This is a genomic window from Dietzia sp. DQ11-71 (genome assembly GCF_014144995.1).
Classification (GTDB): Bacteria; Actinomycetota; Actinomycetes; order Mycobacteriales; family Mycobacteriaceae; genus Dietzia; species Dietzia kunjamensis.
In genome coordinates, this window is record NZ_JAALDT010000044.1 from 1 (window position 1) to 11,050 (window position 11,050).

An 11,050-nucleotide genomic window follows, 5' to 3' on the forward strand; every position below is an offset into this window, starting at 1 on the left:
GATCGAGTCGTCCGGGCCGGGCCGGGCCGGGCCGAACGGGCGGCACCCGCGCACGGCGACCGCCTCCGTTCAGCGGCGCCAGTTGAGGCGACGGGGGCGCAGGGCGCGGGCGGCGTCCGCGTAACCGCGGCAGTACTCCCAGGTCACGTAGTCGTCCGGGATCGGGTCGAAGGCCGGCTCGTGGGGGAGCAGGGAGCCGTCCTCGAGGAGCTGCATGAGGTTGGCGCGGAGCATGTCCCACTCGTGGTAGTGCTCCTCGGCGCAGTCGTCACACTGGACCGCGACCCCCTTCACCCCGATCGGGGCCAGCAACCGACGGAACTCCGCGAGATCCGCGAGGTCCTCCTCGATCGCGCGCCGCTCGTCCGCGTCGAGCGGGCCCGTGGGCATGTCGTCATCGACGGGGTCGAGCTCGGCCAGCTCCGCGGCCGGATCATCCGGATCGCCGGCGAACGGGTCGGGCGGCATTCCGTGCCGTAGGGGATCGTCCACGACCTCCACCGTACCCGTGACCACGGTCTCACGTGGTCGACGGTTCGAGCCGCGGACCCCGGAACCACTATCCTCGAAAGACAGCACCTAGACGACCCCCCAGGAGGACGGCAGATGAGCGAGTCGAATGGCCCCGTGCGTACCGGCGGCGACGACCCGACCAAGGTCGCGATGGTGGGCCTGACGTTCGACGACGTGCTCCTCCTCCCGGCAGCCTCGGAGGTGGTCCCCAGTGAGGTCGACACCAGTACCCGCCTGACACGGGACATCACCCTGCGGGTGCCGCTGATCTCGTCGGCGATGGACACCGTGACCGAGGCCCGCATGGCCATCGCCATGGCACGGCAGGGCGGGATCGGCGTCCTGCACCGCAACCTCTCCGTGGGGGACCAGGCCGCCCAGGTCGAGACGGTGAAGCGGTCCGAGGCCGGGATGGTGACCGACCCGGTGACCTGCGCGCCCAGCGACACGTTGGCGGAGGTCGACGAGAAGTGCGCCCGCTACCGCATCTCCGGACTGCCGGTGACCGACGAGCGCGGTGAGCTGGTCGGCATCATCACCAACCGCGACATGCGGTTCGAGATGGACAAGTCCCGACGGGTCGACGAGGTCATGACCCGGGCGCCCCTGGTGGTCGCGCGGGAGGGCGTCACCGCGGAGGCGGCGCTCGGCCTGCTGCGCCGACACAAGATCGAGAAGCTGCCGATCGTCGACGGTGACGGGCGACTGACCGGACTCATCACGGTGAAGGACTTCGTCAAGACGGAGAAGCACCCCGACGCCACCAAGGACTCGGACGGCCGGCTGCGCGTGGCCGCCGCCATCGGCACCGGGGAGGACGCCTGGCAGCGTGCCGGGGCCCTCACCGACGCCGGGGTGGACGCCCTGGTGGTCGACACCGCCCACGCCCACAACCGCAACGCCCTCGACATGGTCGCCCGGGTCAAGCGGGAACTCGGCGACCGTGTGCAGGTGATCGGGGGCAACCTCGCCACCCGCGGGGCCGCCCAGGCGATGATCGACGCGGGCGCGGACGCCATCAAGGTGGGCATCGGCCCCGGGTCCATCTGCACCACCCGGGTGGTCGCGGGCGTGGGTGCCCCCCAGATCACCGCGATCCTCGAGGCCTCGGTCGCCGCGCACGCCGCGGGCATCCCCGTCATCGCCGACGGCGGTATGCAGTACTCCGGTGACGTGGCCAAGTCGATCGCCGCCGGCGCCTCGGCCTGCATGTTCGGGTCCCTGCTCGCGGGGTGCACCGAATCGCCGGGTGAGCTGATCTTCGTGGACGGCAAGCAGTACAAGGTCTACCGCGGCATGGGTTCGCTGGGCGCGATGCGTGGGCGCGGCAAGCCCGGGCAGGAGAAGTCGTTCTCCAAGGACCGGTACTTCCAGGACGATGTGCTGTCCGAGGAGAAGCTGGTGCCCGAGGGCATCGAGGGGCGGGTCCCGTATCGGGGAGACGTCGGTCAGGTACTCCACCAGCTCGCCGGCGGGCTGCGTGCGGGCATGGGCTACACCGGAGCCGCCACCATCCCGGAGATGCACCGTGCCCAGTTCGTCCAGATCACGGCCGCGGGGCTCAGGGAGAGCCATCCGCACGCGATCCAGATGACGGTCGAGGCCCCCAACTACAACGTCAAGGACTGAAGTCGCGTGCGCAATGTCGTGGAGATCGGCCTGGGTCGCGAGGCCCGTCGGATGTTCGGGCTGGGCGAGGTCGACATCGTCCCCTCCCGCCGGACCCGCAGCTCCAAGGAGGTGTCCACCTCCTGGCAGATCGACGCCTACCAGATGGACATCCCGGTGATGACACACCCGACCGACGCGGTGGTCTCCCCGGACTCGGCGGTGGAGTTCTCCAAGCTCGGTGGTCTGGCCGTGCTCAACGGAGAGGGACTGTGGGCCCGTCACGCCGATCCCGGTGCCGTGATCGCCGAGCTGCGGGAGCTCGCGCTGGATGACGTGACCGGACACCGGGCCGTGGCGCGACTGCAGAAGCTGCACCGTGCCCCGATCGACCGCGAGCTCCTCGCCGCCGCGGTTCACCGCATCCGCGACGAGGGCGCGACCGTGGCGGTGCGGGTCTCACCGCAGCACGCGCGCGAGCTCACCCCGGGGCTCGTCGCGGCGGGGATCGACCTGCTGGTGGTGCAGGGCACGATCATCTCGGCGGAGCACGTCAGCGGTGAGGACGCCCCGCTCGACCTCAAGGAGTTCATCGGTGGCCTCGATGTCCCGGTGATCGCCGGCGGCGTCGTCGACTACAAGACCGCCCTGCACCTCATGCGCACGGGCGCCGCCGGTGTGATCGTGGGATACGGCGGGGTCGACGGCATCACCACCACCGGCCAGGTGCTGGGTATGGAGGTCCACATGGCCACCGCGATCGCCGACGCGGCCGCAGCCCGGCGGGACTACCTCGACGAGACCGGAGGCCGCTACGTGCACGTGCTGGCCGACGGCGACATCTACACCTCCGGTGACATCGCCCGCGCCGTGGCGTGCGGCGCCGACGCGGTGGTCCTGGGTCCGCTGCTCGCCGGCTCGCTGGAGTCCCCGGGCCGCGGTGTCTACTGGGACGCGGTGTCCGCCCACCCCAAGGTGCCGCGCGGGCATGTGTCCGAGGTGGAGGACGAGACGGCCCTGGCGCCACTGGAAGAGGTCCTCGAGGGGCCCACCAGCGTCCCCGACGGCACCCGCAACCTCATGGGCGGACTGCGTCGCGCGATGGCGAAGTGCGGCTACTCCGATGTCAAGGGTTTCCAGAAGGTGGACCTGTCCGTCCGGCCCTGACCGCCCGACCATGGGTCGGACGCATCCACACTCTGGACAAACCGGGGCCTACTGTCCGGTAGGTTCGATGGTGCTCGGGTACTGTGATGCCCACCATCGACCACTCCTGGGAGTTGCACCATGACGCCGCACGCACCATCGACCCCGACCGACGCCCCCACCACGCCGACGGACACGGATGTCGTCGTCATCGGATCCGGTTTCGGTGGCAGCGTGACGGCCCTGCGGCTGTCGGAGAAGGGGTACCGCGTCACGGTCATCGAGGCGGGTCGCCGCTTCGAGGACGCGGACCTGCCCAAGACGTCCTGGCGACTCCACCGGTACGTGTGGGCGCCCAAGCTCAAGCTGTTCGGGATCCAGCGCGTCCACATGATGCGTGACGTGATGATCCTCGCGGGCGCGGGCGTGGGCGGCGGCTCCCTCAACTACGCCAACACCCTGTACAAGCCGACCGGCCAGTTCTTCAAGGACCGGCAGTGGGGCCACATCACGGACTGGGAGTCCGAACTCTCCCCGTTCTACGACCAGGGCCGCCGCATGCTGGGCGTGGTCACCAACCCCACGCACACCCACTCGGACGAGGTCATGAAGAAGGTGGCCCGCGACATGGGCGCCGAGGACACCTTCGTCTACACCCCGGTCGGCGTGTTCTTCGGCGAGAAGACCGGCGGTCAGGGCAAGCCCGGCGAGCTCGTCCCCGATCCGTACTTCGGCGGGGTGGGGCCGGACCGCAACGCGTGCATCGAGTGCGGCGAGTGCATGACCGGCTGCCGGCACAACGCCAAGAACACGCTGATGAAGAACTACCTCGCCCTCGCCGAGCGCGCGGGCGCCCGCATCCTGGACCGGACCACGGTCAGCGACCTGCGCGAGCGCGGCGACGGCACGTGGGAGATCACCCTCGAGCGGACGGGCGCCTGGACGCGTCGCGGCAAGCGCACCACCACGGTGACCGCCGGTCAGGTCGTCGTGGCGGCCGGCACCTGGGGAACCCAGCACCTGCTCCACTACGCCAAGGACTCCGGGTCCCTTCCCAAGCTGTCGGATGCGATCGGTCGGCTCACCCGCACCAATTCCGAGGCGATCCTCGGGGCGATGCGACCGAACTACAAGCCGGAGCAGGACTTCTCCGAGGGTGTGGCCATCACGTCGTCGTTCCATCCCCGCCCCGACACCCACATCGAACCGGTCCGGTACGGCAAGGGCTCCAACGCCATCGCCATCCTGCAGACCCTGCTGACGGACGGCGACGGGCCGCTCCCGCGGTGGCGCACCCTGCTGAACGAGGTCCGGCGCGAGCCGGCCATGTTCATGCAGCTGTTCTACCTGCGCCGCTGGAGCCAGCGTTCGGTGATCGCGCTCGTGATGCAGAACCTGGACAACTCGCTGCAGACCTACGTCAAGCGCTTCGGTCCGTTCAGGTACGTCACCAGCAAGCAGGGTCACGGGGAGCCCAACCCCACCTGGATCCCCGCCGGAAACGAGGCCACCCGCAAGATCGCCGAGGAGATCGGCGGCCTGCCCGGGGGCACGTGGGGCGAGATCGCGAACATCCCGCTCACCGCCCACTTCCTGGGCGGCTGCGTGATCTCGGATTCGCCCGAGACCGGGGTCGTGGACCCGTACCACCGCGTGTGGAACTACCCGACGATGCACATCGTGGACGGATCGGCGATCTCCGCGAACCTCGGTGTCAACCCGGCGCTCAGCATCACCGCCCAGGCCGAGCGGGCCATGTCGCTGTGGCCCAACAAGGGTGAGGCCGACCAGCGCCCGGCCCAGGGCGAGGACTACCGGCGCCTGTCGCCGGTCCCGCCCGTGTCGCCGATGGTCCCGGAGGCCGCGCCGGGAGCCCTGCGGCTGCCGATCGTCCAGGTCAGCTGACGGTCTACCCGTGGTCAGGAGGCGGTGAGCCCGGTCAGGGGGCGGTGAGCTCGAGCAACTCGTCGAGCGCCGCCGTGATCCCGCGGGCCACCGCGTCCGGGTCCGGCACCAGGTGTTCGCACGAGATCACCCCCAGGTCGAGCCGCCCGTCGGTCGACAGGCTTGTCACGGACAGCCCCGCACCGTGGAGCAGCGGGCCGAAGGGGTGCATGTGGGTGATCCGCGCGCCGAGGAAGTAGAGGGCGTGACGGGGGCCGGGCACGTTCGAGACGATGAGGTTGTAGATCACCGGGTGGACGTCGGCGAGCCGGAGTGCCTCGTACGCCCGCATGCCCATGTCGAGTAGCCGACGGGGGCCCATGCGGGCCCAGTTGTCCAGGAGCGCCGGTCGGATGCTCGCGGCCTGGCGCTTCGTGGTCTCCGCTGCGGCGGAGATCCGCTCGTACCGTTCGACCGGGTCGGCCACATCCGTGGCCAGGGAGGCGAACATGGCCGACACCTGGTTGGCGCCACCGGTGGCCAGATCGTCTCGGGTGGACATGGGGACGATCGCCACCATGGAGGAGGCGGGGGCGTCTCCGTGGGCCTCGAGGTAGGACCTCACAGCACCGCCGACCACGGTGAGGAGGACGTCGTTGACGGTGCCGCCGAGGCGGGCGGTGACGAGCTTGACGGACGCCAGGTCGAGTGATGCGGTGGCCACGGCGCGGTGCGGGGTGAGCGAGTGGTTGAAGAGGGTCCGCGGCGCCGTGAACGGGGCCGGCATGGATTCCCCGTGGCCGGCCCGGCCGCGGGCGCGTCTCATGGCCGCGGGGACCGACAGCGTCTCGGGGAGCAGACGGAGGAGGGCCAGGGGCCGGCCCAGCACGTCGCGGGCGCCACCGGCGATCAGTTGCAGGGTGTTGGCCCGTCCGACGTGCGTGCGCACGAGCGCGGGATCCTGGTCGGGCGTGGTGGCGTCCGTCGCGGCGAGGGCGGAGAGCAACTCGGCGCCCAGCATCCCGTCGATCACCGAGTGGTGGACCCGGCAGAACGCGCTGACGGTCGGCGCGTGCGGGTCACCCCGTTCGATGATCCAGACCTGCCACAGCGGGTGGGCGCGGTCCGGCGGGGTGGAGGCGAGTCGACCGCACGTCTCCAGCAGCTCGTCCTCGGTGCCGGCCGGCCCGAGTGCGATCCGGCGTAGGTGGTGGGTGATGTCGAAGTCGAAGTCCTCGACCCACGCCGGGTGGCCGGGGTTCCACGGTGAGTCGTGGACCTTGCGGCGGAACGGGGGGACGGCCTTGACCCGGCGGGCGAGCCCGGATCGGAGGCGTTCGAACGAGTAGCCCTCCTCGATGGTGGTCACGTCGAGGTGGACCAGGCCGTTGATCACCATCACCTGCTCGGGGGTCTCGAGGTAGAGGAAGCTCGCGTCGAGCCCTTCATCCGTTCCACGTGTCAGCCCTCCCCGGCGGCCGCCGACCGCGCCGCCTCCCGGGTGAGTTCCAGCAGCCGGGCCATCGCCTCCCGGATCCCGGTGGCGAGCAGGTCGGGGTCGGGGGCGAGGTGCTCGCAGGCGTTGATCCCCACGTCGAGTCGACCGCCCATGGACATGGCGGTGACCGAGAGTCCGGAACCGTGCATGAGGGGCCCGAGCGGGTAGACGTGGGTCACCCGGCATCCGAGGAAGTCCAGTCCCTGACGGGGCCCGGGGATGTTCGACACGACGAGGTTGTGCACGACCGGGTGCAGGTCCGCCAGGTGGAAGTCGCCGTAGATCCGCATCAACATCTGCAGGGTCCTGGCGGGGGCGAGCGTGGCGACGTCCTGGATGAGGTCCGGCCGCATGCCGTTCTTCGACTGCTTCTTGCCCCGGTTGGTGCGGGCGGAGATGGCGCGAAGGCGCTCGAGCGGGTCCGCGATGTCGGTCCCCAGGGACGCGAACAGGACCGTCACGCGGTTGTTGCCCCGGGAGCCCTCGGCGTCGCGGGTGGAGACGGGGACCACGGCGACGAGCGACGTGTCGGGCAGGTCGTCGTGGGAGCGCAGGTACCGCCGCAGCGCGCCGCCCATCACCGCCAGGAACACGTCGTTGACGGTCACGCCGAAGGCGTCCTTGATCTCGCTGATCTCGCCGAGGTCGAGTGAGGCACCCCAGACCGCCCGGTGGGGGGTGATGGTGGCGTTGAAGCGGGTGCGGGGCGCGGTGAACGGTGCCGCCCTGGGGACGACGACGAGGTCGTCCGTGGCGTCGGCCGTGCCCGTCTCCTCCGGGGCCGGATCGTCCGACTTCTTCCTGGCCGCCGTGGCCCTGCGCAGTGTGAAGGCGAGCGCGGCGACCTCGGGTACCAGCCGGGCCAGGGTCAGCGGGCGACGTACGGAGAAATCCCACCACCCGCCGGCGAAGAGCCGGATGGGGTTGGCGTTGCCCGCCTCGACGCGGACCATGTCGAGGTCGCGGGCGGAGGGCTGCTCTCCGGCGGAGGCGAACTTGCGCAGGATGTTCGCGCCGTTGGCCCCGTCGAGGATGGCGTGTTGAGCCCGGAAGTACACGACGATGGTGTCCGGTTCGGTGAGCCGCTCGAGGACCCACATCTCCCACAGGGGGCGTGACCTGTCCAGCGGGCGGCTGCCGAGCGTGCCGCACATCTCGAACACCGCGCGGTCGTCACCGGGGTGGTCCACGTCGACGCGGCGGACGTGTGCGGTGATGTCGAGGTCGTATTCCTCGACCCAGGCGGGGTGGCCGAGGTTGAGCGGGGAGTCGTAGATCTTGCGGCGGAGTTCGGGCAGTTCCTTGATCCGGCGGCCGAGCTCGGTCCGGAGCCATTCGAAGGAGTACCCGACCTCGAGGCCGGAGACGTCGACGAAGAGGACTCCGCCCACCACGAGGGGTTGCTGGGCGGTTTCCATGTACAGCAGGCTCGCGTCGAAACCGGTCATTCGCTCCATCGATGCGCTCCAGCTCTCTCGGTCCGGGGCCGGCCGGGGTCGTGGTGGGGTTCATTGTGAACCCCGGCACGGGGGATGTGGCCGAGTTCGGCGGATGGGCCGCGGGGCCTAGACTCGACCCCGTGGCCGAGAACGCACAGACCGACTCCCAGATCGCCGCCGAGGCGGTGGCGCCCCGCCCGGTACTCGTGGTGGACTTCGGCGCCCAGTACGCGCAGCTCATCGCGCGCCGCGTGCGCGAGGCGCGCATCTACTCCGAGGTGATCCCGCACACCGCGACGATCGAGGAGATCCGCGCCAAGGATCCCGTCGCCCTGGTGTTGTCCGGCGGACCAGCGAGCGTGTACGCCGAGGACGCGCCCTCGCTCGACCCGGCGGTGTTCGATCTGGGTCTGCCGGTGTTCGGCATCTGTTACGGCTTCCAGGCGATGGCCGGTGCCCTCGGCGGCGAGGTCGCGCACACGGGTAGCCGCGAGTACGGCCGCACCGACGTGAGCGTGTCAGGCGGCCTCCTGCACGCCGGCCTGCCGGAGCACCACCCGGTGTGGATGAGCCACGGGGACGCGGTCACGGCCGCGCCCGAGGGGTTCACCGTCACCGCGTCGTCGTCCGGTGCCCCGGTCGCCGCGTTCGAGTGCACCGAGCGGCGCATGGCCGGAGTGCAGTACCACCCGGAGGTCCTGCATTCGCCGCACGGCCAGCAGGTGCTGAGCCGCTTCCTCACCGAGGTGGCGGGGCTCGAGCCGACGTGGACCGCGTCGAACATCGCCGACCAGCTGGTGGAGGCCGTCCGCGAGCAGATCGGCGACGGCCACGCGATCTGCGGCCTGTCGGGCGGCGTCGACTCGGCCGTCGCGGCCGCCCTGGTCCAGCGTGCGATCGGGGACCGCCTCACGTGTGTGTTCGTCGACCACGGACTGTTGCGTGCGGGCGAGCGTGAGCAGGTCGAGAACGACTTCGTGGCCGCCACCGGTGCCCGCCTCATCACGCTGGACGACTCCGATGTCTTCCTCGGGCACCTCGCCGATGTCACCGACCCGGAGACCAAGCGCAAGATCATCGGCCGCGAGTTCATCCGGTCCTTCGAGCGGGCGGTGACGCAGGCGCTCGAACTCCAGGGTTCCGGTGAGGCCGCCGCCTCTTCCGTCGACTTCCTCGTCCAGGGCACCCTCTACCCGGACGTCGTCGAGTCCGGTGGCGGAGCGGGTACGGCCAACATCAAGAGCCACCACAATGTCGGCGGACTGCCGGACGATGTGGAGTTCACGCTCGTCGAGCCACTGCGGTTGCTGTTCAAGGACGAGGTCCGCGCCGTGGGCCGTGAGCTCGGTCTGCCCGAGGCGATCGTCGGCCGCCACCCGTTCCCCGGTCCGGGCCTGGCGATCCGCATCGTCGGCGCCGTGGACCGCGACCGACTGGAGACCCTGCGCGCGGCGGACGCGATCGTGCGCGAGGAGATGACCGCGGCGGGCCTGGACTCCACGGTGTGGCAGTGCCCGGTGGTCCTGCTGGCCGATGTCCGGTCGGTGGGCGTGCAGGGCGACGGCCGGACGTACGGTCATCCGATCGTGCTGCGGCCGGTGAGTTCCGAGGACGCCATGACCGCCGACTGGACGCGCGTGCCGTACGAGACGCTGGCGCTGATCTCCAACCGCATCACCAACGAGGTCCCGGACGTCAACCGGGTCGTGCTGGACGTGACGAGCAAGCCGCCGGGCACCATCGAGTGGGAGTGAGCCGCCCCCGCACGCCCACACCACCCCACCGCCCCCACCGCCCGGGCATCCGCTCCCGCGCCTGAACTCTCGCTCGCGCGCCTGTACGTTCCGGATACAGCCGCCCCCCGCGATGGCGTCTGGCCTGCCCCGCGGCTCACGCGAGACGCCTTCGCGGCGGGCGGCTGTCCACGCCGCCGACGAATTCGGGGCCGATGGATGGCGCAGGGGCCGTGCGGCGCGTATCGCGGTCGGGCGTCAGCGGCGGATGACCATCATCAGTCCCACGAGCACCGCCAGGACGAGTCCCGCGGCCAGCAACGCCGTCGGGGCGATCGCGGGCGCTCCCAGGATCGCCCACACCGCCACTCCCAGCGAGGTCACGCCGGCCAGGGCGAGCACCGGCGACCCGAACCGCCGGTGCTCCACCACCTCGACGGCGCCGGCCGGGGTGGTCGCGGGCTCGGGGGAGACCCCGAATCCGAGCGGTTCGGGTGTCGGGTATCCGGTGCCGTAGGGCAGCGGGTCGTACAGCTGCGGGTCGAACCGCGGCGACTGCTCGGGCGGGGCTCCCGCGGTGGAGTGGTGGCGGTCGTCTGCGGGCGTGTTCGTATTCATCGGGTGACCTTCACGCTTCCCATCTCGGTGGTGATGTCCAGGGTCAGGATTGGCCCGTCGGTGTCGGCGGGCGGGTCGGGGCAGTCGACGGAGCCGATCTCGGTCCGGCAGTCGGCCTGCACGGCGAGCCCGTCGGGCAGCAGCACCCGCACCTCACCGACCTCGTTGGTGATGCTGTAGCTGCGGTCGCGGTCCAGTTCGAGCTCGCGCATGTCGACGGTGACGGTGCCGACCTCGTGGGTGACCGGCGTGTCGAGCTGGGCGGGGGAGGTGATCTCCACCCGCTCGTCGCCGAAGGTCTCCCAGCCACCCGTGGGGACCTGGACCGACAGGGCGAGCAGCACGAACCCGACGAGTGGTCCGGCCACCACGAGCAGCCCGTACCCGCGGCGGGTGACGGCGCCGACGAGCAGCCCGCCGGCCACCACCGCCAGGGCGATCGCGGCGATGCGCGTGGTGTCGAGCCAGGTGAATCCGCCCAGCGTCGACAACCCGGTGGCGACCGCGGTCGCGATGAGTGCCAGGCCGAGCGTGACCTTGGTCAGCCGCGACCGGGGCCGGGTCGGTTCGACCGGGGCGGGGGCGAGGCCGGGTTCGGGCAGGTCCCACGC

General features: G+C 70.9%; 8 protein-coding genes and 1 pseudogene. 4 read left to right on the forward strand and 5 right to left on the reverse strand.

Annotated features, from left to right (window positions below; translation table 11 throughout):
- Positions 1-69: 69 nt before the first annotated feature.
- The gene (locus tag G6023_RS01775) at positions 70-492 is read right to left on the reverse strand and encodes a DUF5319 domain-containing protein (RefSeq protein WP_069390006.1); all 423 of its coding nucleotides are present in this window, start codon (positions 490-492) and stop codon (positions 70-72) included.
- Positions 493-606: 114 nt separating this feature from the next.
- On the opposite strand from G6023_RS01775, the gene guaB reads away from it, so the two are divergent.
- The 3 genes from guaB to G6023_RS01790 all read left to right on the forward strand — a co-directional run bounded on the left by guaB (position 607) and on the right by G6023_RS01790 (position 5,172).
- The gene (gene guaB, locus G6023_RS01780; RefSeq protein ID WP_069390000.1) at positions 607-2,142 is read left to right on the forward strand and encodes an IMP dehydrogenase; all 1,536 of its coding nucleotides are present in this window, start codon (positions 607-609) and stop codon (positions 2,140-2,142) included.
- A gap of 6 nt (positions 2,143-2,148) precedes the next feature.
- Positions 2,149-3,288 carry a GuaB3 family IMP dehydrogenase-related protein gene (locus G6023_RS01785; protein WP_069390001.1) on the forward strand — a complete coding sequence of 380 codons (1,140 nt, stop codon included), beginning with the start codon at positions 2,149-2,151 and terminating at the stop codon, positions 3,286-3,288.
- A 120-nt stretch (positions 3,289-3,408) separates the two neighbouring features.
- A complete protein-coding gene (locus G6023_RS01790) occupies positions 3,409-5,172 on the forward strand; it encodes an FAD-dependent oxidoreductase (RefSeq protein WP_069390002.1) in 1,764 nt (587 codons plus the stop codon).
- Between the two features lie 34 nt (positions 5,173-5,206).
- Here the strand turns inward: G6023_RS01790 and G6023_RS01795 are convergent, their stop codons facing one another.
- Positions 5,207-6,730, reverse strand: coding sequence for a WS/DGAT/MGAT family O-acyltransferase (locus G6023_RS01795; RefSeq protein WP_277817494.1), 1,524 nt, complete (start codon positions 6,728-6,730; stop codon positions 5,207-5,209).
- Positions 6,613-8,106: a WS/DGAT/MGAT family O-acyltransferase gene (locus tag G6023_RS01800; RefSeq protein WP_182633932.1), complete on the reverse strand. Its 1,494-nt coding sequence runs from the start codon at positions 8,104-8,106 to the stop codon at positions 6,613-6,615. The genes G6023_RS01795 and G6023_RS01800 overlap by 118 nt, the downstream gene beginning before the upstream one ends.
- Before the next feature lie 122 nt (positions 8,107-8,228).
- Between G6023_RS01800 and guaA the strand changes: the two genes are divergently transcribed.
- Complete coding sequence (gene guaA, locus G6023_RS01805; RefSeq protein ID WP_269502373.1) at positions 8,229-9,842, forward strand: glutamine-hydrolyzing GMP synthase; 1,614 nt, start codon at positions 8,229-8,231, stop codon at positions 9,840-9,842.
- Positions 9,843-10,079: 237 nt separating this feature from the next.
- On the opposite strand, the gene G6023_RS01810 is transcribed toward guaA, so the two are convergent.
- On the reverse strand, positions 10,080-10,439 hold the full coding sequence (locus G6023_RS01810) for a hypothetical protein (protein ID WP_119192260.1): 360 nt from the start codon (positions 10,437-10,439) through the stop codon (positions 10,080-10,082).
- A pseudogene (locus tag G6023_RS01815) lies at positions 10,436-11,050 on the reverse strand (cell wall-active antibiotics response protein); the annotation flags it as partial. The gene G6023_RS01810 and the pseudogene G6023_RS01815, both read right to left, overlap by 4 nt.